The 26,124-nt window shown below is 72.2% G+C and carries 25 protein-coding genes and 1 pseudogene; 17 read left to right on the top strand and 9 right to left on the bottom strand.

The window, feature by feature from the left end; translation table 11 throughout:
• The first annotated feature begins 128 nt into the window (after positions 1–128).
• Positions 129–758, top strand: a complete 630-nt coding sequence (locus ACPWUT_RS00575) for a PadR family transcriptional regulator (protein WP_425839506.1) — start codon at positions 129–131, stop codon at positions 756–758.
• On the top strand, positions 755–2,284 hold the full coding sequence (locus tag ACPWUT_RS00580) for a DHA2 family efflux MFS transporter permease subunit (RefSeq protein WP_284528540.1): 1,530 nt from the start codon (positions 755–757) through the stop codon (positions 2,282–2,284). The genes ACPWUT_RS00575 and ACPWUT_RS00580 overlap by 4 nt, the downstream gene beginning before the upstream one ends.
• Before the next feature lie 156 nt (positions 2,285–2,440).
• On the opposite strand, the gene purD is transcribed toward ACPWUT_RS00580, so the two are convergent.
• Entirely contained in the window at positions 2,441–3,712 is a 1,272-nt protein-coding gene (gene purD, locus ACPWUT_RS00585) for a phosphoribosylamine--glycine ligase (RefSeq protein ID WP_425839510.1), read from the bottom strand.
• Positions 3,713–3,861: 149 nt separating this feature from the next.
• Here purD and ACPWUT_RS00590 point away from each other — a divergent pair, with 149 nt between their 5' ends.
• Both ACPWUT_RS00590 and ACPWUT_RS00595 read left to right on the top strand, forming a co-directional pair.
• A complete protein-coding gene (locus ACPWUT_RS00590; RefSeq protein ID WP_425839513.1) occupies positions 3,862–4,218 on the top strand; it encodes a sterol carrier family protein in 357 nt (118 codons plus the stop codon).
• Between the two features lie 107 nt (positions 4,219–4,325).
• Positions 4,326–4,652, top strand: a complete 327-nt coding sequence (locus ACPWUT_RS00595; protein ID WP_284528543.1) for a potassium transporter Trk — start codon at positions 4,326–4,328, stop codon at positions 4,650–4,652.
• A 90-nt stretch (positions 4,653–4,742) separates the two neighbouring features.
• Here ACPWUT_RS00595 and ACPWUT_RS00600 read toward each other — a convergent pair whose 3' ends face one another.
• Positions 4,743–5,345 carry a zinc-binding alcohol dehydrogenase gene (locus ACPWUT_RS00600; protein WP_425839517.1) on the bottom strand — a complete coding sequence of 201 codons (603 nt, stop codon included), beginning with the start codon at positions 5,343–5,345 and terminating at the stop codon, positions 4,743–4,745.
• 83 nt (positions 5,346–5,428) lie between these two features.
• Here ACPWUT_RS00600 and purM point away from each other — a divergent pair, with 83 nt between their 5' ends.
• The 3 genes from purM to ACPWUT_RS00615 are packed head-to-tail and all read left to right on the top strand — an operon-like array spanning position 5,429 to position 9,342.
• Entirely contained in the window at positions 5,429–6,547 is a 1,119-nt protein-coding gene (gene purM, locus ACPWUT_RS00605) for a phosphoribosylformylglycinamidine cyclo-ligase (RefSeq protein WP_425839520.1), read from the top strand.
• Between the two features lie 22 nt (positions 6,548–6,569).
• On the top strand, positions 6,570–8,075 hold the full coding sequence (purF, locus tag ACPWUT_RS00610; RefSeq protein ID WP_425839523.1) for an amidophosphoribosyltransferase: 1,506 nt from the start codon (positions 6,570–6,572) through the stop codon (positions 8,073–8,075).
• Between the two features lie 37 nt (positions 8,076–8,112).
• On the top strand, positions 8,113–9,342 hold the full coding sequence (locus ACPWUT_RS00615; RefSeq protein ID WP_425839526.1) for a CynX/NimT family MFS transporter: 1,230 nt from the start codon (positions 8,113–8,115) through the stop codon (positions 9,340–9,342).
• A 27-nt stretch (positions 9,343–9,369) separates the two neighbouring features.
• Here ACPWUT_RS00615 and ACPWUT_RS00620 read toward each other — a convergent pair whose 3' ends face one another.
• Positions 9,370–9,549, bottom strand: coding sequence for a DUF3073 family protein (locus ACPWUT_RS00620; RefSeq protein WP_144806857.1), 180 nt, complete (start codon positions 9,547–9,549; stop codon positions 9,370–9,372).
• A gap of 197 nt (positions 9,550–9,746) precedes the next feature.
• Here ACPWUT_RS00620 and ACPWUT_RS00625 point away from each other — a divergent pair, with 197 nt between their 5' ends.
• Complete coding sequence (locus ACPWUT_RS00625; protein ID WP_284528548.1) at positions 9,747–10,292, top strand: universal stress protein; 546 nt, start codon at positions 9,747–9,749, stop codon at positions 10,290–10,292.
• A gap of 39 nt (positions 10,293–10,331) precedes the next feature.
• Here the strand turns inward: ACPWUT_RS00625 and ACPWUT_RS00630 are convergent, their stop codons facing one another.
• Complete coding sequence (locus ACPWUT_RS00630; RefSeq protein ID WP_425839531.1) at positions 10,332–10,961, bottom strand: PadR family transcriptional regulator; 630 nt, start codon at positions 10,959–10,961, stop codon at positions 10,332–10,334.
• A gap of 2 nt (positions 10,962–10,963) precedes the next feature.
• The gene (locus ACPWUT_RS00635; protein ID WP_425839534.1) at positions 10,964–11,815 is read right to left on the bottom strand and encodes a DUF4097 family beta strand repeat-containing protein; all 852 of its coding nucleotides are present in this window, start codon (positions 11,813–11,815) and stop codon (positions 10,964–10,966) included.
• Positions 11,816–12,292: 477 nt separating this feature from the next.
• On the opposite strand from ACPWUT_RS00635, the gene ACPWUT_RS00640 reads away from it, so the two are divergent.
• The gene (locus ACPWUT_RS00640; protein WP_425839537.1) at positions 12,293–13,057 is read left to right on the top strand and encodes a MerR family transcriptional regulator; all 765 of its coding nucleotides are present in this window, start codon (positions 12,293–12,295) and stop codon (positions 13,055–13,057) included.
• A 110-nt stretch (positions 13,058–13,167) separates the two neighbouring features.
• On the opposite strand, the gene ACPWUT_RS00645 is transcribed toward ACPWUT_RS00640, so the two are convergent.
• Complete coding sequence (locus ACPWUT_RS00645) at positions 13,168–13,332, bottom strand: hypothetical protein (RefSeq protein ID WP_284528552.1); 165 nt, start codon at positions 13,330–13,332, stop codon at positions 13,168–13,170.
• A gap of 268 nt (positions 13,333–13,600) precedes the next feature.
• Here ACPWUT_RS00645 and ACPWUT_RS00650 point away from each other — a divergent pair, with 268 nt between their 5' ends.
• The 5 genes from ACPWUT_RS00650 (at position 13,601) to ACPWUT_RS00670 (ending at position 19,286) form a co-directional block, all read left to right on the top strand.
• Positions 13,601–13,870: a DUF7218 family protein gene (locus tag ACPWUT_RS00650; protein ID WP_284528553.1), complete on the top strand. Its 270-nt coding sequence runs from the start codon at positions 13,601–13,603 to the stop codon at positions 13,868–13,870.
• 85 nt (positions 13,871–13,955) lie between these two features.
• Positions 13,956–14,918 carry a DNA topoisomerase IB gene (locus ACPWUT_RS00655; RefSeq protein ID WP_425839541.1) on the top strand — a complete coding sequence of 321 codons (963 nt, stop codon included), beginning with the start codon at positions 13,956–13,958 and terminating at the stop codon, positions 14,916–14,918.
• 20 nt (positions 14,919–14,938) lie between these two features.
• A complete protein-coding gene (locus ACPWUT_RS00660) occupies positions 14,939–15,388 on the top strand; it encodes a fluoride efflux transporter FluC (RefSeq protein ID WP_425839544.1) in 450 nt (149 codons plus the stop codon).
• A complete protein-coding gene (crcB, locus tag ACPWUT_RS00665; protein WP_284528556.1) occupies positions 15,385–15,762 on the top strand; it encodes a fluoride efflux transporter CrcB in 378 nt (125 codons plus the stop codon). Before ACPWUT_RS00660 ends, crcB begins: the two co-directional genes overlap by 4 nt.
• Positions 15,763–15,917: 155 nt before the next feature.
• A complete protein-coding gene (locus ACPWUT_RS00670; RefSeq protein ID WP_425839547.1) occupies positions 15,918–19,286 on the top strand; it encodes an efflux RND transporter permease subunit in 3,369 nt (1,122 codons plus the stop codon).
• Here the strand turns inward: ACPWUT_RS00670 and ACPWUT_RS00675 are convergent.
• Positions 19,227–20,198: pseudogene (locus ACPWUT_RS00675) on the bottom strand (hypothetical protein); the annotation flags it as partial. The gene ACPWUT_RS00670 and the pseudogene ACPWUT_RS00675 overlap by 60 nt on opposite strands.
• A gap of 52 nt (positions 20,199–20,250) precedes the next feature.
• A complete protein-coding gene (locus ACPWUT_RS00680) occupies positions 20,251–20,853 on the bottom strand; it encodes an antibiotic biosynthesis monooxygenase (RefSeq protein WP_284528558.1) in 603 nt (200 codons plus the stop codon).
• A gap of 309 nt (positions 20,854–21,162) precedes the next feature.
• Between ACPWUT_RS00680 and ACPWUT_RS00685 the strand changes: the two genes are divergently transcribed.
• The 3 genes from ACPWUT_RS00685 to ACPWUT_RS00695 all read left to right on the top strand — a co-directional run bounded on the left by ACPWUT_RS00685 (position 21,163) and on the right by ACPWUT_RS00695 (position 24,900).
• Entirely contained in the window at positions 21,163–23,361 is a 2,199-nt protein-coding gene (locus tag ACPWUT_RS00685) for a DEAD/DEAH box helicase (protein ID WP_425839550.1), read from the top strand.
• An 84-nt stretch (positions 23,362–23,445) separates the two neighbouring features.
• Positions 23,446–24,099 carry a hypothetical protein gene (locus ACPWUT_RS00690; protein ID WP_425839553.1) on the top strand — a complete coding sequence of 218 codons (654 nt, stop codon included), beginning with the start codon at positions 23,446–23,448 and terminating at the stop codon, positions 24,097–24,099.
• An 87-nt stretch (positions 24,100–24,186) separates the two neighbouring features.
• The gene (locus ACPWUT_RS00695) at positions 24,187–24,900 is read left to right on the top strand and encodes a hypothetical protein (protein WP_425839556.1); all 714 of its coding nucleotides are present in this window, start codon (positions 24,187–24,189) and stop codon (positions 24,898–24,900) included.
• A 152-nt stretch (positions 24,901–25,052) separates the two neighbouring features.
• On the opposite strand, the gene ACPWUT_RS00700 is transcribed toward ACPWUT_RS00695, so the two are convergent.
• Positions 25,053–26,096: an Rv2578c family radical SAM protein gene (locus ACPWUT_RS00700; protein ID WP_425839559.1), complete on the bottom strand. Its 1,044-nt coding sequence runs from the start codon at positions 26,094–26,096 to the stop codon at positions 25,053–25,055.
• Positions 26,097–26,124: the final 28 nt, after the last annotated feature.

Raw genomic sequence — 26,124 nt, forward strand, 5'->3', positions numbered from 1 at the left:
GGGAATCCGCCTCCGCCTGATACCGGTGTCGGCGAACGGGTATATAGTCCATCTGGACTATTCGACGCGCAGTCTTCGGCCGGGACAATTCCCGCGGACGGGCGCGGGACGCAGCAGAGGGGGACGACATGACCGACGCCGCGCGCGCCCTCACGCCCCTCGGTGTCGTCGTGCTGGGCCTCCTGCGCGAGAGCGACATGCACCCCTACCAGATGCTCCGGCTCCTGCGGCAGCGACGCTACGACCGGATCGTCGGCGGCTCGCGCGGCACGCTGTACCACACGGTGTCCCGCCTGGAGCGGTGCGGCCTCGTCGCGCAGGCCGGCGTGGACCGCGACGGCAACCGGCCGGAGCGCACGACCTACACGGTCACCGACGCCGGCCGCGCCGCGGCCGACGACTGGGTGCGCGACCGCCTGCCGCGCATCGACGGCATCCTCGAGTTCCGCGTCGCGCTCGGCGAGGCCCACGACCTGCCCCGCAGCGAGGTCGCCGACCTCCTCGGCCGGCGCCGCGCCGCGCTCGCGGCGGACCTCGACGGCCTCGACGCGAGCCTCGCCGGCGCCCAGGAGCGCGGCGTGCCGCTGCAGTTCATCGTGGAGCTCGACCGCGAGCGCCACATCGTGGGCGCCGACCTCGCCTGGCTCGACGGGCTCCTCGCCCGTCTCGCCGACCCCGACATCCCCTGGGGCGTGCACGAGGTGCCCGCCGCCACCCTGGCCCGCCTCGCGGCCTTCAGAGAGAGCGTGATCGCATGACCGATCCTTCGACCACTCCGGCGCACACCGCGGGCGCCGCCTCCGCATCCGTCCCGCCCCGCGCCTCCGACCGCACCCCGGATCGCACTCCCGAGCGGAGTCCGTGGCCGGCGCTGTGGGCGCTCGTCATCGGGTTCTTCATGATCCTCGTCGACACGACGATCGTCTCGGTCGCGAACCCCGCGATCAAGGCCGCGCTCGATGCCGACACCAACAACCTCGACAACGTCGTGTGGGTCACCTCGGCGTACCTGCTCGCGTACGCGGTGCCGCTGCTGATCACCGGCCGGCTCGGCGACCGCTTCGGGCCGAAGAACATCTACCTCATCGGGCTGGCGATCTTCACGCTCGCCTCGCTGTGGTGCGGCCTGTCCTCGACGCTGGAGATGCTGATCGTCGCCCGCGCCGTGCAGGGGCTCGGCGCGGCGCTCATGACGCCGCAGACGATGGCGGTCATCACCCGCACCTTCCCGGCCAACCGGCGCGGGGCGGCCATGGGACTGTGGGGCGCGACGGCGGGCATGGCGACGCTGATCGGCCCCCTCGCCGGCGGTCTGCTGGTCGACGGCCTCGGGTGGGAGTGGATCTTCTTCGTCAACCTGCCCGTCGGCGTCATCGGCTTCGTCCTGGCGTGGATGCTCGTGCCCTCGCTCGAGACCCACCCGCACCGGTTCGACCTCGTGGGCGTGGTGCTGAGCGCGGTCGCGCTGTTCCTCATCGTCTTCGGTCTCCAGGAGGGCGAGAAGTTCGCGTGGACGACGTGGATCTGGCTCATGATCGGCGCCGGCGTGGTGGTGCTCGCGGTGTTCATCTGGACGCAGTCGCGCACCCGCAGCGAGCCCCTGGTGCCGCTGGAGCTGTTCGCGAACCGCAACTTCTCGGTCGCGAACCTCACGATCGCCGCGGTCGGGTTCACCGTGACGAGCATGTCGCTGCCGCTCATGTTCTTCGTGCAGCTGGCGCGCGGTCTCACCCCGACGCAGGCGGCGCTCCTCCTCATCCCGATGGCCGTGCTGTCGGGTGTGCTGGCGCCGTTCGCGGGGCGCCTGCTGGACCGCACCGACCCGCGGCTCCTGCTGGTGCCCGGCCTGCTGATGGTCGCGGTCTCCCTGTTCTGGTACTCGACGCTCATGAACGTGGACACGCCGATCTGGATGTTCCTCCTGCCGTCCGCGCTCATGGGAGTCGGCAACGCCGGCATGTGGGGTCCGCTCGCGACCACCGCGACGCGCGACCTGCCGCCGCGCCAAGCCGGCGCCGGCGCGGGCATCTACAACACGACGCGCACCGTGGGGTCGGTCATCGGCTCGGCCGCGATCGCCGCCGTCATGCAGTCCCGGCTGAGTGCGAACCTGCCCGGCGCCGGCGATGCGACCGAGAGCTTCGGGGGCGGCACCCTTCCGCCGTTCGTCATCGACGGCTTCTCCACCGCGATGGCGGAGTCGATCCTGGTGCCCGCCGGCGTGCTCCTCATCGGTGTGGTCGCGGTGCTGTTCCTCCGCCGCCCCGAGTCCGTCGCGCACTGAGCCCCGCCCCGCCGGCGTCCCCTCGCCGTCGTCGTCGTCCCCTTCGCCGAGCCGACACGCTTTACCCGAGCCGACACGCTGTGAACCGCGCGGAGCGTGTCGGCTCGGCAGAAGCGTGTCGGCTCGGCGGGGCAGTCGGGCGGACCCGGCCGTGCGTCAGTCGGCGACGCGCGCGGCGATGTCGGTACGGTGGTGGGCACCCTCGAGCGAGATCTCGCCGAGCGCGCGGTAGGCGCGCTCCCGCGCTTCGGTGAAGGTGTTGCCGAGCGCCACCACGTTGAGCACGCGGCCGCCGGTCGCCACGAGACCGCCGTCGCGCTCCGCGGTCGCGGCGTGCGCCAGGTGGATGCCCTCGACGGATGCCGCGGCCTCCAGCCCGGTGATCGCACGCCCCGTGACCGGCGCCTCCGGGTAGCCCTCGCTCGCCAGCACGACCGTCACCGCGACGGCCTCCGCGAACGCCGGTGCCGGCTCGTCCTCGAGGGTGCCGGACGCCGCCGCCAGCAGCAGGCTCGACAGCGGCGTGACCAGCCGCGCGAGCACGACCTGGGTCTCGGGGTCGCCGAAGCGCGCGTTGAACTCGATGACCTTGATCCCCTGCTCGGTGAGGATGAGGCCCGCGTACAGGAGTCCGATGAAGGGCGTGCCCTCGGCATCCAGCCGCCGGATCACCGGCTCGGCGACGGTGCGGGTGACCTCCTCGACGAACGCGTCCTCGCCGCCGAAGGCGCCCGCGAGCCACGGCAGCGGCGAGTAGGCGCCCATGCCGCCGGTGTTGGGGCCCGCGTCGCCGTCGTAGGCGCGCTTGAAGTCCTGCGCCGGGCTGAGCGCCCGCACGGTGTCGCCGTCGGAGACGAAGAAGAGCGAGACCTCGGGGCCGCTCAGGAACTCCTCCACGAGGATCGGCCCGGTCGGCAGGTACGCGTCGGCGTGCGCGAGCGCGGCGTCGCGGTCGGAGGTCACGACGACGCCCTTGCCGGCGGCCAGCCCATCGGCCTTGACCACGTAGGGCGCGCCGTACTCGTCGAGGGCCGCGGCGACCTCGTCGCGCGAGTGCGCGCGGGTGGCGCGTCCGGTCGGCACGCCCGCGGCGTCCATCACCCGCTTGGCGAACGCCTTGGAGCCCTCCAGCTGCGCGGCCGCCTTGCCGGGGCCGAAGACGGGGATGCCGCGCTCCCGCAGCGCGTCGGCGACGCCGGCGACCAGGGGCGCCTCGGGACCGATCACGACGAGGTCGATCCGCTCCGCGTTGGCGTAGTCGGTCACGGCCGCTGGCGAGTTCGCGTCGAGGTCCGGCACGAGGACCGCGTCGGAGGCGATGCCGGCGTTGCCGGGTGCCGCGAACAGCTCGTGACCGGCAGCCTCCGCCTTCAGGGCGAGGAGGATGGCGTGCTCGCGGGCACCGGAACCGAGGACGAGGATGCGCACCCGCACAGCCTACCGAGGCCGGTCGCCGCGCCGTGCGGCCGCCGACGCGTGCGCAACTCCGGAAGATCGGGCCGCGGAGGCACGGGAGGCCCGCTCCCGGGCGTCCGGCACACGGATCTCCGGAGTTGCGAACGGCTACCGTGGAGCACATGGCTCGGAAGATCACCGCCGACGAGGGGCGCGCGGCGCTCGCGGCGGTCGCCGCCGCCGAGACGCCCGCCCGCGCGGAGCTCGCGACGGCCGTGCGCTACCTGCTGCAGCTGCTCGCCGAGAAGGCCCCGGGCAACTCGGTCGAGGTGCGCGTGCCCCCCTTCGGCGCCGTGCAGGCGATCGAGGGCCCGCGCCACACCCGCGGCACGCCGCCGAACGTGGTCGAGACCGACGCCCGCACCTGGATCGCACTGGCGACCGGGGCGGAGAGCTGGACGGATGCCACCGCCGCCGGCCGCATCCTCGCCTCGGGCACCCGCGCCGACCTCACGCCGGTGCTGCCGCTGCGCCCCTGATCGTCCGTCGAGCAGGACTCCGCGAGCCCGCGCCCGCGAGCCCGTCCGGGGCTGACTCCCAGGCTGCGGGCCCCCGCGGGCGGCCGCCCGGTGGGACAATGGATGCCATGTCGCACACCGAGCACCACCTCGAGTCGGCGCAGCTGCGCCGGAGCCCCCGCTACGGACGGCTGATGGTCGCCGGCGCGGTGCTCGGGCTGCTGGTCGCGATCGTGCTCACCCTCGCCTTCGACGGCACCCGGCAGATGAGCGAGTACACGCGCGTCGTCTACTCCACTCCGCAGGTGCTCGGCTTCGTGGCGCTGATCTGCATCCCCGTGGGGATCGCGCTCGGCGGCGCGGTCGCGCTCATCCTCGACCGGGTCGTCGGACGTCGCACCCGCGAGGTGCGGATCGACCGCGAGACCGTGGTCGAGCAGCTCCCCGAGGCCTGAGCCCGCCCGCCCGCGCCCGCCCGCCGCGAGCCCGCGCGACTGCCCCGCACCACTTCCCCGCGCGACGGCCCGCCGCCCCGGGCGGCCCCGTCAGGCCAGGTCGGCGATGACCGGCGCGATCGCGGAGTCGAACGCCGCCACGTCGCCGCGGAGCCCGTCGGTGACCGCGACGGTGAGCGAGCCGATCCACCACACGCCGCGCTGCGTGAGCGGCAGCACCTGCACGTTCAGCTCGAACGAGTGCGCGCGTCGCCCGACGTTGCGCTCGTGCTGCGCGATCGCGCTCGCATAGGCGCGGTAGGACGAGCCGGTGCCGAGCCCCGCCCGGTAGCGCTCGTGCGCGCGGCGGGCGACGGCGACGGCCTCGGGGCCGTGGCCCGCGATCGCCCCGCGCAGCTCGTCGAAGCCCTCCGTGGGCAGCGCGATCAGCATGTCGTAGCCGTCCACGAGGTCCAGGGGCACGGGCGACGGATGCGCCTGCGGCTCCACGGTCATCTCCCAGAACGCCCGCCACTGCCGCTCCAGGGCGGGGGACCTCTCGAACTCGCCCGCCTCGGCCGCCGGCACCCCGCGCAGCATCGGGAGCTCCTCGGGGAAGCGCAGGCCGAGCACCTGTCGCAGGTACAGCGCGACGAGCACCGGAAGCCCGGCGTCCTCGCGCACGACCCACTCCGGTCCGGCGGCGGCGTTCATGCCGCCATCCTAGGCAACGGCCGGGCCCGAGCGGCGGCCCGAGCCCGGCTCCCACCGCCCCGGTGGGCCGGTAGGCTGGTCGTGTGGCCTCGACCCCACCGAATCCCTATACCCAAGCCGGCGTCGACACCGCGGCAGGCGATCTCGCCGTCGAGTTGATGAAGTCGGCGGTCCGGCGCACCCACGGGGCGGAGGTGCTGGGCGGTGTCGGCGGCTTCGCCGGCCTCTTCGACGCCTCGGCCTTCCTGTCGTACGAGAAGCCGCTGCTGGCGACCTCCACCGACGGAGTCGGCACGAAGGTCGCCATCGCCCAGGCCATCGACAAGCACGACACGATCGGCCAGGACCTCGTCGGCATGGTCGTCGACGACATCGTCGTGGTGGGCGCGAAGCCGCTGTTCATGACCGACTACATCGCGTGCGGCAAGGTCTACCCCGAGCGCATCGCCGACATCGTCCGCGGCATCGCCGACGGCTGCTCGGCCACCGGCACCGCCCTGGTCGGCGGCGAGACCGCCGAGCACCCCGGCCTCCTCGGACTCGGCGACTACGACGTCGCCGGAGCGGCGACCGGCATCGTCGAGGCCTCGAAGGTGCTCGGCGCCGACCGGGTGCGCGGCGGCGACGTCGTGCTGGCCCTCGCCTCCAGCGGCCTCCACTCCAACGGGTACTCCCTCGTGCGCCACATCGTCGCCGGCGCGGGGATCGGCTACGGCGACAACGCCGCCGACTTCGGCACCACGTGGGGCGAGGCGCTCCTCGAGCCCACGCGCCTCTACACCTCGCCCCTCCTGCGGCTGATCGACGGTCTGCCGGACGCCGTGCACTCCCTCAGCCATGTGACCGGCGGCGGCATCGCCGCCAACCTCGCCCGCGTGCTCCCGCAGGGCACGTGGGTCGACGTCGACCGTGCGACCTGGTCGCCGGCTCCCGTCTTCCGGGTGCTCGCCGACCTCGGCGGGCTGGAGCTCACCGCCACCGAGGGCACCTGGAACCTCGGCATCGGCTTCCTCGCCGTCGTCGCCGCCGATCAGGCCGCCGCCGCCACCGCCGCCCTCACCGCCGAGGGCATCGCCACCTGGCAGGTCGGCGTGGTGCGCGACGACGCGCGGCCCGACGGAGAGTTCGAGCAGGGCGCCAAGGGCGTCGACGGCGGCGCCGTGCGCCTCATCGGCGCGTACCGCGATGCAGGGGCTGAGTGACACCGGGATGGTCGAGTAATACATGTGCGGAATCGTCGGGGTCGTCGGTCAGGGACCCGCGAACCAGGAGGTCTACGACTCGCTGCTCCTCCTGCAGCACCGCGGTCAGGACTCCACCGGCATCGCCACGGCGGAGCCCAACGGCGTCTTCCACATCTTCAAGGCCAAGGGACAGGTCCGCGAGGCGTTCCGCACGCGGGACATGCGCGCCCTCCTCGGCAACATCGGCCTCGGCCACGTCCGGTACGCGACGAAGGGGACGGCCTCCAGCGAGGAGGAGGCGCAGCCCTTCTACGTCAACGCGCCCTACGGCATCGTCCTCGTCCACAACGGCAACCTCACCAACACGCGCGAGCTCACCGAGGAGCTGTTCCGCAACGACCGTCGCCACCTGAACACGTCGTCCGACACCGAGCTGCTGGTCAACGTCCTCGCGAACGAGCTGCAGCAGTCGATCTCGGGGCTGGAGCTCGACCCCGAGCAGATCTTCCAGGCGGTCAGCCGCGTCCACGAGCGCGTCGAGGGCTCCTACGCCGCGATCGCCCTGATCGCGGGCTACGGGCTGCTCGCCTTCCGCGACCCGTTCGGCATCCGTCCGCTCATCCTCGGCACCCGCAAGGTCGACCCGGCGACGAGCCCGGCGGCCGACGCGGCCGGCTCGGCGACCGGCGCGCGGTACGAGTGGACCGTCGCCTCCGAGTCGCTCGTGCTCGAGAACGGCGGCTTCGAGGTCGTCCGCGACGTCGAGCCCGGCGAGGCCGTGTTCATCGACCTCGACGGCAACCTCCACACCCAGCAGTGCGCGACGAAGCCGCAGCTCGTGCCCTGCTCGTTCGAGTACGTGTACCTCGCCCGCCCCGACAGCATCATGAACGGCATCTCGGTCTACGAGGCGCGGCTGCGCATGGGCGAGCGTCTCGCCGACACGATCGCCAAGTACACGCCCGAGGGATCCATCGACGTCGTGATGCCGATCCCCGACTCGTCGCGGCCGGCCGCCATGCAGGTGGCCCGCAAGCTCGGGATCGAGTACCGCGAGGGCTTCTACAAGAACCGCTACGTGGGCCGGACCTTCATCATGCCCGGCCAGGCGGTGCGCAAGAAGAGCGTGCGCCAGAAGCTCAACGCGATGTCGAGCGAGTTCAAGGGCAAGAACGTGCTGCTGATCGACGATTCGATCGTCCGCGGCACGACCTCGCGCGAGATCATCCAGATGGCGCGGGATGCCGGTGCGCTCTCGGTGACGTTCGCCTCGGCCGCCCCGCCGGTGCGCTTCCCCCATGTGTACGGCATCAACATGCCGTCGCGGCAGGAGCTCGTCGCCCACGGCCGGACGATCCCCGAGATCGCGAAGGAGCTCGGCTGCGACTACCTCGTGTACCAGGAGGTCGCCGACCTGAAGGCCGCCATCCTCGAGGGCTCGCCCGACGTCGAGGACCTCGACATGAGCTGCTTCGACGGCCGCTACATCACCGGCACCGTGTCCGAGGAGTACCTCTCCTGGGTCGAGGGCACCCAGGAGAGCTGACGCGCCCGAGCGTGCGGCGACCGCCTAGGCTGGGGCGGTGACGTCCGCCTCCCCCCGCCCGCTGTGGCGGGGCCGCGTCCTGGCCCTCATCGGCATCGCGCTGTTCGCCTTCTCGCTGCGATCGGCGGTCGCCTCGCTCTCGCCGGTGCTCGACCACATCCGCGTCGACTTCGACGTGCCCGCCTGGATCGTCGGCGCCATCGGCACCGCGCCGCCCGTGTGCTTCGCGCTGTTCGGGCTCCTCACGCCACGGCTGGAGCGGCGACTGGGGCTCGAGCGGCTGACCGTGATGGCGCTCGTCGTGGTCTCGGCGGGGCTCGTCGCGCGCGGACTGTCGACCGACGCCGGCATGCTCGCCGTCACGACGGCGGTCATCTTCGCGGGGGTGGGTGTGGGCAACGTGCTGCTGCCGCCGCTCGTGAAGAAGTACTTCCCCGACCGCATCGGGCTGGTCACGACCCTCTACTCGACGACGATGGCGTTCTCGACCTTCCTGCCGCCGCTGTTCGCCGTGCCCGTGGCCGATGCCGTGGACTGGCGCACCTCGCTCGGGCTGTGGGCGGTCTTCAGCGCGCTGGCGATCCTGCCCTGGGTCGCGCTCCTGGTCCGCGAGCGCGCGGCCCTCGCCGTCGACATCGAGCAGGCGAACCCCCGCCTGTTCGGCCGCCTCTGGCGGCTCCCGCTCGCGTGGGCGGTGACGGTCACCTTCCTCGTCTCCAGCGCCGTCGCCTACACGAGCTTCGCGTGGCTGCCGTCGCTGCTGGTCGACACCGCGGGAGTGACGCCGGCGCAGGCCGGGGCGCTCCTGTCGCTGTTCGCGGTCATGGGGCTGCCCGCGGCGCTCGTGGTGCCCGTGCTGGCCTCACGCCGCAGGGTCATCCCGGTCCTGTTCGCGGTCGCCGTCGTGGCCGGGCTGGCCGCGGTCGCCGGTCTCCTCTGGGCGCCGAGCGCCGCACCCGTGCTGTGGGTGGTGCTCCTGGGCACGACGCCGCTCTTCTTCCCGCTGGCCCTGGCGCTCATCGGCATCCGGGCGCGCACCCATGAAACCGCGGTCGCGCTCAGCGGATTCGTGCAGAGCATCGGCTACGCGATCGTCGCGGCGCTGCCGCTCGGTGTCGGCATCGTGCACGATCTCACCGAGTCCTGGACGATCCCGCTGATCGCCCTGGCCCTCGTGATCGTGGCGTCGATCCCCGCGGGCGTGCGACTGGCGCGCCCCGGCACGGTCGAGGACGAATGGGAGCGTCGCCACGGACGGACCTGGTGACCAGGTCCGGGTCGACGTCGGTCGGGCTCAGGCCTTCTCGAGCTCGTCTTCGTCGTCGGCGTACTGATCGGCCCACTTGTCGACGTACGCGTCTTCTTCGTGGTGACCGAGCTCCTTCTCGAGAGCGGAGTAGTTCACGTTGTACGTGTCGTACTTGAGTTCGCGAGCGATCTTGGTGTGCTTCGCCTTCTGACGGCCACGCCCCATGCGAGACCCCCTCATTTCAGAGTCACGGGCCTGGTGATATGCCCGTCGCAGAATGGTCCGGCGCTCAGCCGGGAAGAGTAGCATTCAGGATAACACGGGGCATCCGACTGCTCGCCGTCGGATGCCGCGGTCCCCGGCGGACACCACGCTCGATCACGAGTCGACAACGGGTCCGCCACGAGTTCGGAGGCTGATCAATGACCGACCAGACCGATCCCTACGGCGTCGACGCCGGCTCGGGGGGAGCCGTGCCCCAGCGCGCGGTGATCGTCGGAGCGATCCCCGACCAGCCCAACCGGGTGCTGAAGGAGGCCGCGCGCTACGCGAAGCTCTTCGGCGCCCCACTGCTGGTCGCCCATGTCGACGTGACGCGCTTCGTGACCTACGAGGATCCCGACGGCTACGTCCACTCGGCGCCCATCGACATCGACCTCACCGGCGGCGAGAGCCAGCTCGCCGCGGTGACGGCCGCCGCGGCGGCGGTCCTCGACGGGAGCGGCGTGGAATGGAGCGTCCAGCAGCTCGTCGGCGATCCCGCGCTCGCCATCAAGCACCTGGCCGAGCGCGCCGATGCCCGCCTCATCGTCGTCGGCACGCGCCGGCGGGGTCTGGGCGAGTCGATCCGCGAGTTCTTCACCGGTTCGGTCGCCGCCCGCCTCGCGCACCGGCAGTCGCGCCCCATCCTCGTGGTGCCGCTCGAGCAGCCGGCCCGCGACGACGAGGAGCTCTGGCCCGACAGCTGACCGCCCCGCGCGGGGGCGGGGCGACCGGCTGTCGGGTGATCAGCCCCGCAGGGCGATCGTGAGCGCCCGCTGGGCGTCGGTGAGTGCGGCGGCGAGGTCGTCCACGGCCGAGGCCGGCAGGTTCCCGCCCCGGGCGACATGCGTCCGGAGGTCGGCGCGGACGGTGGCGCGGAACTCCGATACGGCGGCATCCGCTCGGCGCAGCTGCTCCCGCGACGCGGCACGCGCGTCGTCGGCGGGCCGAGGGGGTCCGGTGCGCTCGGGCGCCCCGCGTCCGGCCGCGCGGTCGGCCGCCGCGGCGGCGGCGAGGTCCGCACGCAGGCTCTTCATGGCCTCGCGCACGCTGCCGCGGACCTCGTCGGCGATCAGCCGCACGCTGTCGGCGAGTCCCGCCTCGATCCCCTCGAGGTCGTCGGCGCGCGCCGCGACCTCGGCACGGCCGGCCTCCGTGATCTCGTAGACGGTCTTGCGGCCGTCGACGGTCTTGGTGACCAGGCCCTCCTCCTCGAGCTTGGCGAGGCGGGGGTAGATGGTGCCGGCGCTCGGCGTGTACGTGCCGCCGGTGCGATCGGACAGCGCCTGCATGAGGTCGTACCCGTGCCGCGGCCCCTCGTCGAGCAGGCGCAGGAGGTACAGGCGCAGGTCGCCGTGCGAGAAGACGGGAGCCATGCTCACCACTCCTCGGGGGTCGGCGCGTCGTCGGCGCCGACGGGGTCGGTCGCCCGGCGCAGCACGGTGACGTCGCCGGAGACCGAGTTGACCCGCACGTCGACGAAGCTGCTGCTGAGCTCGCCCACCGAGTCGGTGTAGTTGGTCGGCGCGGAGGTGGAGCGCTTGACGCCGTCGACGGTGACCCGGCCGCTGACGCTGCGGAGCACGTAGTTGGCGGGGCGTCCCTCGTCCACGCGCACGCTCGCGTCGCCGCTGACCGTGTTGAGGTTCACGGCGAGGATCTCGCCGACGGTGTCGATGAGCATCCCGCCCGAGACGGTGTCGACCGAGGCCTTGCGCAGGCGGCCCGTCGCCGCGACGTCGCCGGAGACCGAGTTGGCGCTCAGGGCGCCCTCGAGTCCGCGGATCTGGACGTCGCCCGAGACGGCGTTGACCGACACGTCGCCGGTGTGTCCGTCGACGATGATGTCGCCCGAGACCGTGTTGAGGCGGGCGTCGGTGGTCAGGCCCGACACGAGCGCGCTCGCGCTCACGACGCCGAGGTTCAGCTCGGTGCCGCGGGGCACCGCGACGCTGATCTCGGCCTTGGGCCCGCCGCTGCCGAAGTTGCGGAACACCTCGAGGAAGTTGTCCCAGCGCAGCTGCGCGTGGTCGATCTCCACGGTGTCGCCGGTCGCCTCGATGCGCAGGTCCTTCGTGGTCACGCCGTGCACCTCGATGCGGATGCCGGGCTCGTCGTGGGCCACGACGTCGACCTGCCCGCCGACCAGTCCCACCTTGAGCTTGCGCACGCCCTCGATGTCGATCACGCGCGTCTCGCCCGGGTGGATGAGCCACTTCTCCAGGGTCATGATGTCTCCTCAGTCCTTCGCGATGATCCGGATGGATCGAGATATATCGCGTGTAGTCACTGTAACACGATATATCTCGACTTTGTCAACCCTTCCGCTGTTGTTGTCCCACTTTCGGTGCGTGATGTCCCACTTTCGGTGCGTGATGTCCCACTTTGGGTTGCTCAGCCGGTGGTACTCCGACCGAATGTGGGACATGCCGGCGTGCTGAGGGAGTCAGCCGGTGCGAGGGCGGCGGACAGCCGGCGCCTCGCCTGCGCGCTGACCCGTGGTGGGTATGTCCCAGAATCGGCGGGTTTCGCGGGGCGGAATCAACTGAGAATGGGACAAGCCCTGCGGAGACTGGGACGAGCCCTGCGGAAAGTGGGACATGCCCTGCGGAGAGTGGGACAAGCCCTGCGGAAAGTGGGACACACCGGAGTTGACCTTGACGCAGCGCTTGACCTTGACGCAGCGTCAACATCTACCGTGGGTGGCATGACGAAGGAATGGTCGATCCAGCAGATCGCGAAGCTCGCCGGTACGACGAGCCGCACCCTGCGGCACTACGGCGAGCTCGGGCTGCTGCCGCCGTCGAGTGTCGGGAGCAACGGCTACCGGCGGTACGACGGCGCGGCGCTCGTGCGGCTGCAGCGCATCCTGCTGCTGCGGGAGCTCGGACTGGGGCTGCCGCAGATCGCGGAGATCCTCGCCCGTCCCACGAGCGAGGAGGGCGCGCTGGAGGGCCATCTGGCCTGGCTCCGCGAGGAGCGCGAGCGGCTGGCGCGGCAGATCGCGTCGGTCGAGACGACCATCGCGGCGATGAGAGGAGGTGAGGAACTGATGGCAGAGGAGATGTTCGACGGCTTCGACCACACGCGGTATCGCGCGGAGGTCGAGGAGCGCTGGGGCGCCGACGCGTACGCGGCGGGCGACGCCTGGTGGCGCGGCATGAGCGCGGAGGAGAAGGCGCAGTGGCAGCGGCGGACGACCGAGCTCGGCGCCGCCTGGACGGACGCCGCCGCGCGCGGCATCCCGTCCGACGGCGACGAGGCGCAGGCGCTGGCGGAGCGTCACGTGGCGTGGCTCACCGGCATCCCCGGCACCCCCGCGGGCGATCCCGGCGGAGACGTCGCGGGCTACGTGCGCGGACTCGCCGACATGTACGTGGCGGATCCGCGGTTCGCGAAGAACTACGGCGGCCAGGCGGGCGCCGAGTTCGTGCGCGACGCGCTGAGGCACTACGCCGCGGCGCGCCTGTGATCCAGGTCCGGACGCGGATCCGGGGCACGGTGGCCGCGCGCATGCGAGCCCCCGTGCACAGCAGAACGCCCCCACGATCCACCGTGGGGGCGTTCTGCGTTCTCAGTCCGTCAGGTGCGGCTGCCACCGCGCACGACGCGCAGCAGGAAGGCGATCAGGGCGATGACGCCGACGATCAGCGCGACCCACAGCAGCCACTGCAGCGAGGCGTTCAGTCCGCTGACGATGGCCAGCACGATGGCGACCACGATGATGACGAGGAGTGCGATGTTCATGTCTGTTTGCTCCGTTCTGCGGGCCCGCAGCCGATCGGCGAGCGGGGTACCGTTCGATCCGAAGGTAGGCCCGGCGGCAGTTGCGCGACAGACCCTTGACGCTGCTGAACCGGCGGTGCTATCGCGTGCGAACGCGGGGTGATGGACGGGCGACGGCCTCGGCGCCGCACGCACCGACTCCGGCCTACTCCCGCCGCCGTCCCGTGGTCAAGCCCCTCGGGCCGCGCGGGCGGCGGGCCGTAGCCTCGCCCTGTCGAAGGAGGATGCCATGCCCGGCGGACGCGGATCGAACAGCCTGAAGGACCCGGAGCTCTACGAGGAGCTCCGCAAGGACGGCGCATCGAAGGAGAAGGCCGCGCGCATCTCGAACGCCGCGGCCCGCGACGGCCGTCGGGCCGTCGGACGGCGCGGCGGCACGTCCGGAGACTACGAGGACTGGACGGTGGCCGACCTGCGTGCCCGCGCGAAGGAGCTGGGCCTGCGCGGATACTCCGGCGCGCGCAAGGCGGAGCTCATCGAGATGCTCCGCTCCCACTGACGGGCCGCCGATCACGGAGGGGCCCCCGATCACGGAGGGGCCGCCGATGCCGACGGCCGCATACGACGCATGAGAGATTGAAGGAATGCCGAGACTGGTGCGCGTCCGCCCCGGGGTGGACCTGGGATACCGTCGCCTGCGCGCCGGCAACGGCTTCCGCTATGTGGACGCGGACGGCGCCGCGCTGCCCGCCGCCGAGCGCGAGCGCGTGGTGGCGCTGGTGCTCCCGCCCGCGTGGCGTGACGTGTGGATCTGCGCGTCGCCGAACGGCCACATCCAGGCCACGGGCATCGACGACGCCGGCCGGATGCAGTACGTCTACCACCCGCAGTGGACCGCGGGGCGGGACAAGGGCAAGTTCGCACGGGCGCTCCAGCTGGCCGAATCTCTGCCGCGCGCCCGCGGCCGCGTGACGACGTCGCTGCGGCGAGAGGATCTCGACCGCGAGCGCGTGCTGGCGGCCGCCTTCCGGCTGCTGGACCAGGCTGCCCCGCGCGTGGGATCGGAGCGCTACCTGGAGCGCCACGGCAGCCGGGGGCTCACCACCCTCAAGCGCCGCGACGCGGTGATCGAGGGCACGCTCACGAGCCTGCGCTTCCCCGGCAAGAGCGGCAAGCGGCAGCGCCTGGAGATCGACGACGAGGACCTCGCGATCGCGGTCGCCCTGATGGCGGCCGGCCGCCCGGGGTCCGCGCTGCTGGCGTATCAGCGCAGCCGACGACGCGTTCCCCTCACGCCGCGGGAGGTCAACGCGTATGTGCGCGCGATGACGGGCGGCACGTTCACCGCGAAGGACTTCCGCACGCTCCGCGGCACGATCCTCGCCGCCGATGCCCTCGCGCGGATCGGAACGGTGGACACGGCCGCCGACCGCAAGCGCGCCGAGGTGCTCGCCGTCCGCACCACCGCCGAGGCCCTGGGGAACACCCCCGCCGTCGCGCGCGGCTCCTACATCGACCCGCGGGTCTTCGGCGCGTACAAGAAGGGGCGGCTGCTGGACACGTCGGTATCGCCCGAATCGGCGATCCGTGCCCTGATCCTCGGCTGAGGTGGCCCTAGCGTGAGGGCGTGGCCCTCCCGCGCTGGTTCTCTCCCGCCGCGCTCGTCGTCGTGGTCCTCGGCGGCGCCGTCGGCGTCGCGGCGCGCGCGCTGCTGGTCGTGCCGCTGTCGGCGGGCACCCATCCGCTGGTGGTCCCGGCGGTCACCCTCGGGATCAACGTCGCCGGATCGCTGCTGCTGGGCGTGATCGTCGGCGCGCTCGACGGTCGCCGACCGCTGCTGCGGCTCTTCCTCGGCACCGGGATGATGGGCGGATTCACCACCTACAGCGCCTTCGCGGTGCACGTGGTCACTACCTCGAGCGCGGCGCCGATCGTGGGACTCGGCCTCGTCGTGCTGTCGGTCTTCGGCGGTGTGGTGGCGGCCACCGCGGGCCTCATGATCGGCCGCCGGATCTCCGGCCGCCCCGAGCAACCCGGTCGGCCCGGGGCGGCAGAGCCGCCGGAGGTCGCGGAATGAGCGCCCTGGAGCTCGTCGCCCTGGTGATCGGCGGCGGCCTGGGCGCGGGGGGCCGCTACGTGGTCGACGGCCTCGTGATGCGGGGCCGCACCGGGGTGTTCCCTCTCGGCATCCTCGTCGTCAACGTGACCGGGTCGTTCGCGCTCGGCCTCCTCACCGGGATGGCCGCCGTCATCGGCCCGCTGTGGATGACGATCCTGGGCGTGGGCGTGCTCGGCGGTTTCACGACGTTCAGCACGGTGTCGGTGGAGAGCGTGCTGCTCGCGCAGGCCGGGCGTCGCGATTGGGCATGGCTCAACCTGCTGGGCACGCTCGTGGCCGCCGTGATCGCCGCCGCGGTGGGGTTCATGCTCGGCGGGCTCCTCCCGCGCTGAGCCCGGGCGCATCCTCGCCTCCTCCCCAGCGGGGGTCCTCCCGCGGTCCCCCCACAGGATCCGTCCCGGGGAGGAGGTCCCGCCGGGGTGCGCGTGGGACAATCGGAGTCGATACAGGTCTGTATCGGCTGACCCTCGCATCGCAAAGGCCTCCCGTGTCGAATCTCGCCGTCCTGAGCCTCAAGAACCGCGCCCTCATCGCGCTCATCACGATCGTCGCGGCGATCTTCGGCGGCCTCGCGCTGACGAGCCTCAAGCAGGAGCTGATCCCCTCGATCGAGTTCCCGCAGCTGTCGGTGCTCACGACCTACCCCGGCGCCTCGCCCGACGTCGTCAACAACGACGTCTCGACACCGATCGAGACGGCCATCCAGGGCATCCCCGGGCTGGAGTCGACGACCGCCACGAGCACGACCAACGCGTCGATCATCCAGGCGTCGTTCACCTACGGCACCGATCTGGCCACCGCCGAGCAGAAGATCCTCCAGGCGATCAACCGCATCAAGAGCGACCTGCCGGAGGCCGTGGAGCCCAATGTCGTCTCGTTCTCGATCGACGACCTGCCCGTCATCGCCCTCGCCGTCACCGGCTACGACGACGCGCGCACCATCGAGGCGCAGCTCGAGGCGAGCGTCATCCCCGACCTCGAGGACGTCGACGGCGTCAGCGCGGTGGCGATCATCGGCGGCCAGGGCCAGCGCGTCACGATCGTCCCCGACCAGGCGGCGCTCGTCGCAGCGGGCTACACCCAGACGGCGATCACCGACGCGCTCGACCAGAACGGCGTGCTCTTCCCGGGCGGCTCGGTGACCGAGGGCGACCAGACGCTCACGGTCCAGACCGGCACGAAGCTGTCGTCGGTCGACGAGATCGCGGCGCTCCCGCTGGTGCCGGGCTCGGCGGAGCAGCTCGCCGGCGGCGCCGTGACGATCGCCGACGTCGCCGACGTGGCACTCGACGAGGATCCGGTCACATCGATCTCCCGCGTCAACGGCGAACCCGCCCTCACGCTGTCGATCACCAAGCTCCCGGCGGCCAACACCGTGGACGTCTCCCGCGGCGTGGCCGCCATCATCCCCGACCTGCAGGACGCCGTGGGCGCCGACGCCGAGTTCACCGTCGTGTTCGACCAGGCGCCCTACATCGAGCAGTCGATCGAGGCGCTCGCGCAGGAGGGGCTGCTCGGGCTCCTGTTCGCGGTGATCATCATCCTGGTGTTCCTGCTGTCGGTGCGCTCCACCCTCGTCACGGCGATCTCCATCCCGACGAGCGTGCTCATCACCTTCGTCGGCATCCAGGCCTTCGGCTACTCGCTGAACATCCTCACCCTCGGCGCCCTCACGATCGCGATCGGTCGCGTCGTCGACGACTCGATCGTCGTGATCGAGAACATCAAGCGCCACTACGTGGGCGACGCCGACAAACTCCGGGCGATCCTGCTCGCGGTGCGCGAGGTCGCGGCGGCCATCACCGCGTCGACCATCACCACCGTGGCGGTCTTCCTGCCGATCGCCTTCGTCGGCGACGTCACCGGCGAGCTGTTCCGCCCGTTCGCGCTCACCGTCACCATCGCGATGACGGCGTCCCTCTTCGTCGCGCTCACGATCGTTCCCGTGCTCGCGTACTGGTTCCTGCGCCCGGGCAAGCCGCTGCGCGACGCCGAGGGGCGCGTGGTCGACCCCGAGCACCCCGACGCCCCGCCGTCTCGACTGCAGAAGGCGTACCTCCCGGTGCTGCGCTGGACGCTGAAGCACTCGTGGGTGACGCTGCTGCTGGCCGTGCTCGTGCTGGCCGGCACCATCGCGGCGGCGCCGCTCATGAAGACCAACTTCCTGGGCGATTCGGGCCAGAACACGTTCACCGTCACGCAGGAGCTCGGCCAGGCGCCGAGCCTCGACGCCGAGGACGCCGCAGCTGCGAAGGTCGAGGACGCGATCCTCGGCGTCGACGGCATCGAGACGGTGCAGACCTCGATCGGCTCCAGCGGGTCGGCCGTGCGCGACGCGTTCGCCGGCGGCAGCGCCGGCATCACCTACTCGATCACCACCGACACCGACGCCGACCAGGTCGCCGTGCGCGAGGCCGTCCAGGAGGCGGTCGCCGACCTCGAGGACGTCGGCACCGTCACGGTCTCCGCGGGTCAGGGCGGATTCGGGTCGAGCGACATCGAGGTCGACGTCACCGCCCCCGACGCCGCGACGCTCGGCGAGGCGACCGACGCGGTCGTCGCCGCCCTCGACGGCGCCGAGGGCATCGGCCAGGTCACCTCGAACCTCGCCGCATCGCTCCCATTCGTCGCCGTCACCGTCGACCGCGAGGAGGCGGCCGCCCTCGGCCTCTCGGAGGTCGCCGTCGGCGCGCTGGTCTCCAACACGATGCAGCCGCGGGGAGTGGGCTCGGTCGAGATCGACGGCACCGCCCTGACGGTGTACCTGCAGGCCGACGACATCCCGCAGACGATCGCCGAGCTCAAGGACCTCGAGATCGCCACCGCCGCAGGCCTCGTCCCGCTCGACCAGGTCGCCACCGTCGAGGAGAGCCAGGGGCCCACCTCGATCACCACCCAGCGCGGGCAGCGCACGGCGACCGTCACGGTCACCCCCGCCACCGACGACCTCAACACGGCCTCGGCCACCGTCAGCACCGCGCTCCTCGACGTCGACCTGCCCGACGCCGCCGACGCCCAGGTGGGCGGCGTGCTCTCGCAGCAGCAGGACGCCTTCGGGCAGCTCGGCCTCGCGATGCTCGCGGCCATCCTGATCGTCTACATCGTCATGGTGGCGACCTTCAAGTCGCTGCGCCAGCCGCTCCTGCTGCTGATCTCGGTGCCGTTCGCCGCGACCGGCGCGATCCTGCTGCAGATCGCCACCGGCGTGCCGCTGGGGGTGGCGTCGCTCATCGGCGTCCTGATGCTCATCGGCATCGTGGTGACCAACGCGATCGTGCTCGTCGACCTCGTCAACCAGTACCGCGAGAAGGGGCTCACGACGCACGACGCGACCCTCGCCGGCGGCGCGCGACGCCTCCGGCCCATCCTGATGACGGCCCTCGCGACGATCTTCGCGCTCACCCCGATGGCGCTCGGCATCACCGGGCACGGCGGCTTCATCTCGCAGCCGCTGGCGATCGTCGTCATCGGCGGACTGATCTCCTCGACCGTGCTGACCCTGCTCGTGCTCCCGACGCTGTACAACCTCGTCGAGGGCGCGCGCGAGCGTCGCGCGATCCGCCGGGGAGAGCTCGTCCCCGCCGAGGCGTCCGCCGGTGCCCCGGCGACGCGCCGTGCGCGGCGCGAACGGGACGCCGCAGCCACCGGCGACGCCGCAGCCACCGGTGCCGCGCCCGCCGCCGTGCTCGTGGAGGCCGAGGCCGGGTCAGTCGCCGGCGACGCTCAGGAAGCGGATGAAGACGGCCAGCCAGCCGAAGATCAGCGCGAAGACGACGATCTCGAACGCGGTGAGGCCGAAGTAGCCGACGGCGAAGAGCACGATCGACGCGACGAGCGCGGCCAGGAAGCCCCATGACGCGTAGAAGTACGTGCGGGGCATGCCCCGCAGCAGGCGCGGTCCGCCCGCGAGCAGCAGCAGGTACATGAGGGCCATCCCCGACGCGGAGAGGTTGTGGAGGAGCAGGTTCACGTCGACGGGGAAGATCCCGACGCACGCGAGCATGATACCCATGACCATCAGCGCGCCGGTGACGACCCGGGTCTTCGGCCGCGCATCCCCGCGGCCGACGCGGCGCAGGTCCCGGCCGACGTACAGGGTGAAGGTCGTCACCAGCAGGCCGCCCGCGATGAGCGTGCCGTTGAACAGCAGGCTCGAGAGGTCGCCGAACGTCCCGAGCTGACTGAAGTGCAGCTCCCACCACGCCGGATCGGAGGTGGTCACCATCGCCGCGAGCGTGCCGATGCCGATGAACGACACGAGCAGCGAGGTGAGGCGCTGGGTCGTCATCCGCGACGAGGACAAGTACGACAGGTAGCCCGAGAGGCCGGCGGCGAGGGCCAGGAGGGTCACCGTCCAGAACCCGTTGACGGCGACGCCGATGAAGGCGCGCGCCAGCAGGGCGAACAGCGCGAGGACGGCGATCGCGGTGAGCGCGACGTGCGCGATCATGACCGACGCGGTCGACACGACGTAGCGCCAGTCCGAGATCTCGCGCCGCCACTCCTCGCCGTCGGTGGTGCGCGAGCGCCAGAAACCCAGCGCGGAGCTCACGGCCGCCGCGGCGGCGCCGCACAGCGCCGCCCACGACCCGAGCCCCCACGGCGCCCACAGCGACAGCGTGCGGGCGACGAGCGCCAGCACGAGTCCGACGAGGGCGCCGCCCGCGCCCGCGATGAACGCCGCCAGCAGCGCCTCGGACTCGGCGCGCAGAGTGGGGACGGAAGTGCGTGCGGCGTCCGCAGCAGGTGCCGCATCCGGGGTCGTCATGGGCCACAGTGTACGACCGGGGCGTGCCCCGCCAGGAGTGTCCTCCGCGGGGTCAGCGCTGGAGCCAGCGGCGCAGCAGCCGCGTGACCCAGGGCAGCACCGCGTAGGTCATCACCGGCGTCAGCAGCACCGTCGACAGGAGCACGCGCGCCCACAGCGGCCACTCGGTGAATCCGGGCGCGAAGCCCAGCAGCCACGAGGCGAGCAGATTGGTCGGGAAGAAGCCCAGCCAGATGGTCACCGCCTGCTTCCAGCGCGGCGGGGCCGGCGGGATCGGCAGTGCGACCGGACCCGTCGGCGTGGCATCCGCTCCCCGGCGGGACTCGACGCCGGTCGCGAAGGGCGCGTCGAACCAGCCCTCGATCCCGGTGCGGCGTTCGACGCGCTCCTCGCGCGCGAACGCCTTGCCCGACTCCAGCCACCAGCCGCGCTGAGCCGACTGCTCCCACGACTCGAGGGTCGCGATGTCGTGGAAGCGGTAGAGCATGTACCAGAGGTCGCTGTCCTCGCCGGCGCGCACCCATCCCGAGCCGAGGAATCCGGGGAAGGTCGTGGCGAGGTCCGTGCCGGCCTGCATCCACGCGGTCGCCTCCCGCGTGCGGTCGGGGTCGATGCGCCGCTCGATCGCGACGGTGATCGGATGCGTGTCGGCCATGGCATCCATTGTCCGTCGTCCGAGCGCAGTCTCGGACCGGTCCCGGAGGCGGCGGGCACTCTCCCAGGATCATCCGCTAGAGTTGCTCGGTCGGCTCTGGACACCGTGCGTGATGCGCGGATGGGTTTGTGAGTCCAAGGGGCCGATGGTGGGAGCGAATCCGCTCCGACGACCATCACTGTGAATGGCCCCCGGCCGACGGATGTCCGGGTTACTCCACGCCGCGTGCGCGGCCGCGTCCACTCCCTGTCGGAGTGCGTGATCTGAGGAGTGCTGTTCTCGCGCGAGACAACCCAGAAGGACACCACCATGCCCAAGAACAAGAAGCCGGCCGGCGGCCGAGCCCAGAACTTCGAGCCGCGCTACGGCAGCAAGACCTCCTACCAGGACGCCAAGCGCCGTCCCGGTCAGTCGTCCGCCGGCAAGCCCGGCAGCAAGAGCGCCGGTCACCGCGGGTACCGTCCCGCCGAGGCCGACGCGCCCGCCAAGAAGCAGCGCTGGACGGCGCAGGAGCGCGCCGGCCGCGACGAGGCCCGCGGGATCCGCACCCACGCCCGCAGCGACGCCGGGGACCGCCCCGCCCGCTCTTACGACGACCGCCCCGCGCGCAACTCCGGAGATTTCGACCGCAACCGGTCGGAGCGCCCCGATTCGGGCCGCGAGCGCACGGATCGCCGGAGTTACGTCCGTCCGGCCCGGTCGTTCGACGACCGTCCCCGCGGCGAGCGTCAGCCCCGCGACGACCGGCGCACGTTCGGCGACGCGCGCCCGTCGTTCCGCGACGACCGTCCCGCCCGGTCGTTCGACGACCGCCCGCGACGCGACTTCTCCGACCGTCCCGCGCGTAACTCCGGAGATTTCGACCGGAACCGGTCGGAGCGCCCCGATTCGGGCCGTGAGCGCACGGATCGCCGGAGTTATGACCGTCCGGCTCGGTCGTTCGACGACCGTCCCCGTCGCGACTTCTCCGACCGTCCCCGTCGCGACGACCGTCCCGCCCGGTCGTTCGACGACCGTCCGCGTCGTGACTTCTCCGACCGTCCCGTGCGTAACTCCGGAGATTTCGACCGGAACCGGTCGGATCGGGCCGATTCGGGCCGTGAGCGCACGGAGCGCCGGAGTTATGACCGTCCGGCTCGGTCGTTCGACGACCGTCCGCGCCGCGACTTCTCCGACCGCCCGCGCCGCGACGACCGTCGCGACGGCTTCGCCGCCAACCGCTCCGACTGGGACGCCGACAAGAAGGCGAAGGCCTTCGAGGCCCACGTCGACGTCGTGCACGAGAAGCTGCAGGCGGAGGCCGTCCAGGCCGAAGAGGTCGCGGACGTGAGCTTCGGCTCGCTGGGCCTCGGCGACAACATCGTCCGCGCGCTCGCCGACCTCGGCGCGGCCTCGCCGTTCCCGATCCAGGCCGCGACGATCACCCCGATCCTCGAGGGTCGCGACGTCCTGGCCCGCGGCCGCACCGGTTCGGGCAAGACCATCGCGTTCGGCGCCCCGCTCGTCGAGTCGATCCTGCGCGCCCAGGCCGGTCAGCGTCGCGAGTTCGGCCGCAAGCCGAAGGCGCTCGTGCTCGCCCCGACCCGTGAGCTCGCCCTGCAGATCGACCGCACCATCCAGCCGATCGCCCGCAGCGTCGGCCTGTTCACCACGCAGATCTACGGCGGCGTGCCCCAGGCGCGCCAGGTCGGTGCGCTCAAGAAGGGCGTCGACATCATCGTCGGCACCCCCGGCCGCATCGAGGACCTGCAGGAGCAGGGCAAGCTCGACCTCTCCGAGGTCCGGATCGTCGTCCTCGACGAGGCCGACCACATGAGCGAGCTCGGCTTCCTCGAGCCGATGCAGCGGATCCTCCGCCTCGTCCAGGAGGGCGCCCAGAAGCTCCTCTTCTCCGCGACGCTCGACCGCGAGGTCGCCGCGCTCGTCGACGAGTTCCTCGTGGAGCCCGCCGTCTACGAGGTCGCCGGTGAGGACCAGGACTCGGGGACGATCGACCACCGCGTGCTCGTGATCGACCACCGCGACAAGGCCGAGATCCTCACCTCGCTGGTCGACCGCGACGCCAAGACGCTCGTCTTCGCCCGCACCCGCGCCTACGCCGAGATGCTCGCCGAGCAGTTCGAGGACGTCGGCATCCGTGCCGTCGCCCTCCACGGCGACCTCAACCAGGCCAAGCGCACGCGCAACCTCGAGCGCCTCACCTCGGGCCGTGTCGAGGTGCTGGTCGCGACCGACGTCGCCGCCCGCGGCATCCACGTCGACGACATCGACCTGGTCGTCCAGGCCGACGCGCCCGATGAGTACAAGACGTACCTGCACCGTTCGGGCCGCACCGGCCGCGCCGGTCGCAGCGGCACCGTCGTGACGCTCATCACGCGTCAGCGTCGTCGCAAGATGACCGAGATGCTGGAGCGTGCCGAGATCGCGGCGCCGTTCGACGAGGTGCGCCCGGGCGACGACGTGCTCGAGGAGCTCGCCGGCCGCCAGCTGGCCGACGTCGACGCCTGATCCGACTGCTGCGAGAAGCCCCGAGGCCCTGGTCCTCGGGGCTTTTCGCGTGCACCGCCGGAGCTGATCGCCTAGGCTCGGGGCATGACCAGCCACGTGCGCATGGTGGTCGTGCTGGGGGCTGTCGTCGCACTTCTGGGAGGGTGCGCCGCGACGGATGTGCCGACGCCGACGCAGACGACGTCGACGACGGCGCGCTCGAGCGCCGGCCCGACGCCTTCCGCCACGCCGACGCCCACGCCGACGCCCACGCCGACGCCCACGCCCACCGCATCCGCCGCCGGCGTGCCCGAGACGTGCGAGGCGCTCCTTCCGCTCGCGACGATCAGCGGGGAACTCGGGGAGCCCTGGCACCCCATCGACCCCGACAACCCCTCGGCGCAGATCCCGGGGCCTCAGGCGCGCGCGGCGGCGGCCGCAGCGATCGAGACACTGCCCTGCCTCTGGGGCCCTGACGCGGTGACCGAGGGGTATCTGCTCGGCTACGCCTTCAGGCTGGATCCCGCGGCCCGGGTGGACCTCGTCGACGCGCTCGGCGAGGCGTCGTCGTACAGGACTCTCCAGATCGAGGGGGCGGACATCGCGTTCTCGACCTCCGAGCTGCGCGGCGACCTGCGCCACACGACGATCTACGCATTCGCGGGCGATGTGTGGATCGTGCTCATCGCACCGCTGTACGACATCGTGCTCACGGGGTTCGCCGAGGAGGCCCTCGACGCCGCGCTCGCCGCCGGCTGACTGCTCCGGGCGGCTTGCGAGCGCGGCCCTGGACGGAGCGCGGCCGGCCTCCTCCTGACCCGGCCGCTCGCGACGTAGGATCGCCCCATGACCCCCCGGTCCTTCGTGTCGCTCACCGTGCTCGCGGCCACCCTCGCGCTCGCGCTCACGGCCTGCGTGCCGGAGCCGCCGGCCGCTGGCCCGACGACATCGCCCGCTCCCACCGGCACGGCGACCGCACCGGCGACCCCGGGTCCGACCACTCCCACTCTGCCGGGTACGCCGACCGCGACCCCGTCGCCGACGGCCACGACGACCCCGAGTCCGACGCCGAGTCCCACCGCGACGGCGGGCGCATCGGATCGGGCCGTCCTGCCGTCGTGCGGCACGCTCTTGCCGCTGTCGACGGTGCACGCGCTGTTCGGCGACGCGGCCGAGCCGCTGGATGCCGGCGGCTCCGCGGCGGACCACATGCCGGGGCCGCTGGCCGCCGAGACCGCGGCCCGGGCTGTGCAGTCCGAGGTGTGCTCGTGGGGCATCCCGTTCTCCGACGGCGGGTTCAGCGTCGTGGCCGCCGAGCTGACGACGGCGGCGCGCGACCGTCTCGTGTCGTCGCTGCGCACGGCGGCGTCGTATCGCGCGACGACCATCGCCGGTGCGACCGCGTTCACGCACTCCGAGGAGAGCGAGTTCGGCACGATCGCCGTCGTCTACGTCTTCACGGGCCGGGTGTGGATCACCGTCACCGGCACCCTCACGGTCGAGACGGGGAGCGAGTTCGCCGGTTCCGCGCTCGACGCCGTCCGGGCCGCCAACGCCTGACGCGATTCTCTCTCCCTCTCGCCGAGCCGACACGTCCCGTGCGAGCCGACACGGTTTGCACGGGACATCGCGTGTCGGTTGGGCGGAAACGTGTCGGCTCGGCGGCAGGCGCGGCGGCGCGCGCGGGGCGGGGCGGGGCAGGAGCGAGGGCGTCAGAAGAGCATCGCGGGAGCCGACGCGGATGCCGTGGCGCGCACGGGCATGAGGCGTGACGCGCGCGGCGCGGGGGCGTCGTCCTCCGCCCCGCCGGTGAGGCCATGGCGGCGCAGCAGCGGCCGCACCCGCGCCGACAGCAGCTTGCGGTAGCCGACCGGCGCGCTCACCGACGCGCCCGGGTACAGCCCGCGGTAGAGCGGCAGCAGGTCGGGACGCTCGCGCTCGAGCCACTGCCAGAACCACTCCTTGGCGCCGGGGCGCAGGTGGAGCGCCCCGAACACGACGCGGCGGGCGCCCGCCTCCCTCAGCTGCCGCAGCGCGTCGTCGATGATCGCCGCGTCGTCGGTGAGGTGCGGGAGGATCGGCATGAGGAAGACCATCGGGCGGAAACCCGCTTCGCTCGCCGCGCGGATCGTCTCCACCCGCGCGCGGAACGTCGGCGCGCCGGGCTCGAGCGATTCGCGCAGGGCGTCGTGGCTGATGGCGATCGACATCGACACGTCGACGTCGACGACGGACGCCGCAGCCGCCAGCGCCGGCAGGTCGCGGCGCAGCAGGGTGCCCTTGGTCAGCACCGAGAACGGCGTGCCGCTGTCGGCGAGCGCCTCGATGATGCCGGGCATGAGCCGGTAGCGCCCCTCGGCGCGCTGGTACGGATCGGTGTTCGTGCCCAGCGCGACGTGCTCGCGCGCCCACGACGGCCGGGCGAGTTCGCGGCGGAGCACCTCGGCGACGTTCGTCTTCACGACGATCTCGCGATCGAAGTCGGCGCCGGAGTCGAAGTCGAGGTACTCGTGCGTGCGACGGGCGAAGCAGTAGACGCAGGCGTGACTGCAGCCCCGGTAGGGGTTCACGGTCCAGTCGAACGGCATGGCCGACGGACCGGGAACGTGGTTGAGCGCCGACTTCGCCAGCACCTCGTGGAAGGTCATGCCCGCGAATTCGGGCGTCGTCACGCTGCGGACGAGCCCGCCGAGGGACTCCAGGCCGGGCAGCGCGTCGGGGTCCGTCGCCCCCACCTGCTGACCCTGCCACCTCATCCTCCCAGGGGAACACAGATTCGACACT

The organism is Microbacterium sp. PA5 (assembly GCF_049860775.1).
Lineage (GTDB): Bacteria > Actinomycetota > Actinomycetes > Actinomycetales > Microbacteriaceae > Microbacterium.

What these genes read in the sequence shown, in the direction of transcription:
- ACPWUT_RS00695 (WP_425839556.1), top strand. Translation starts at nt 24,187, where the DNA reads ATGACCCCCCGGTCCTTCGTGTCGCTCACCGTGCTCGCGGCCACCCTC.
- ACPWUT_RS00645 (WP_284528552.1), bottom strand. Translation starts at nt 13,332, where the DNA reads ATGAACATCGCACTCCTCGTCATCATCGTGGTCGCCATCGTGCTGGCC.
- ACPWUT_RS00580 (WP_284528540.1), top strand. Translation starts at nt 755, where the DNA reads ATGACCGATCCTTCGACCACTCCGGCGCACACCGCGGGCGCCGCCTCC.
- ACPWUT_RS00630 (WP_425839531.1), bottom strand. Translation starts at nt 10,961, where the DNA reads ATGGCTCCCGTCTTCTCGCACGGCGACCTGCGCCTGTACCTCCTGCGC.
- ACPWUT_RS00650 (WP_284528553.1), top strand. Translation starts at nt 13,601, where the DNA reads ATGCCCGGCGGACGCGGATCGAACAGCCTGAAGGACCCGGAGCTCTAC.
- crcB (WP_284528556.1), top strand. Translation starts at nt 15,385, where the DNA reads ATGAGCGCCCTGGAGCTCGTCGCCCTGGTGATCGGCGGCGGCCTGGGC.
- ACPWUT_RS00625 (WP_284528548.1), top strand. Translation starts at nt 9,747, where the DNA reads ATGACCGACCAGACCGATCCCTACGGCGTCGACGCCGGCTCGGGGGGA.
- ACPWUT_RS00600 (WP_425839517.1), bottom strand. Translation starts at nt 5,345, where the DNA reads ATGAACGCCGCCGCCGGACCGGAGTGGGTCGTGCGCGAGGACGCCGGG.
- ACPWUT_RS00690 (WP_425839553.1), top strand. Translation starts at nt 23,446, where the DNA reads ATGACCAGCCACGTGCGCATGGTGGTCGTGCTGGGGGCTGTCGTCGCA.
- ACPWUT_RS00640 (WP_425839537.1), top strand. Translation starts at nt 12,293, where the DNA reads ATGACGAAGGAATGGTCGATCCAGCAGATCGCGAAGCTCGCCGGTACG.
- ACPWUT_RS00685 (WP_425839550.1), top strand. Translation starts at nt 21,163, where the DNA reads ATGCCCAAGAACAAGAAGCCGGCCGGCGGCCGAGCCCAGAACTTCGAG.
- ACPWUT_RS00575 (WP_425839506.1), top strand. Translation starts at nt 129, where the DNA reads ATGACCGACGCCGCGCGCGCCCTCACGCCCCTCGGTGTCGTCGTGCTG.
- ACPWUT_RS00700 (WP_425839559.1), bottom strand. Translation starts at nt 26,096, where the DNA reads ATGAGGTGGCAGGGTCAGCAGGTGGGGGCGACGGACCCCGACGCGCTG.
- ACPWUT_RS00620 (WP_144806857.1), bottom strand. Translation starts at nt 9,549, where the DNA reads ATGGGGCGTGGCCGTCAGAAGGCGAAGCACACCAAGATCGCTCGCGAA.
- ACPWUT_RS00680 (WP_284528558.1), bottom strand. Translation starts at nt 20,853, where the DNA reads ATGGCCGACACGCATCCGATCACCGTCGCGATCGAGCGGCGCATCGAC.
- ACPWUT_RS00635 (WP_425839534.1), bottom strand. Translation starts at nt 11,815, where the DNA reads ATGACCCTGGAGAAGTGGCTCATCCACCCGGGCGAGACGCGCGTGATC.
- ACPWUT_RS00595 (WP_284528543.1), top strand. Translation starts at nt 4,326, where the DNA reads ATGTCGCACACCGAGCACCACCTCGAGTCGGCGCAGCTGCGCCGGAGC.
- ACPWUT_RS00590 (WP_425839513.1), top strand. Translation starts at nt 3,862, where the DNA reads ATGGCTCGGAAGATCACCGCCGACGAGGGGCGCGCGGCGCTCGCGGCG.
- ACPWUT_RS00655 (WP_425839541.1), top strand. Translation starts at nt 13,956, where the DNA reads ATGCCGAGACTGGTGCGCGTCCGCCCCGGGGTGGACCTGGGATACCGT.
- purF (WP_425839523.1), top strand. Translation starts at nt 6,570, where the DNA reads ATGTGCGGAATCGTCGGGGTCGTCGGTCAGGGACCCGCGAACCAGGAG.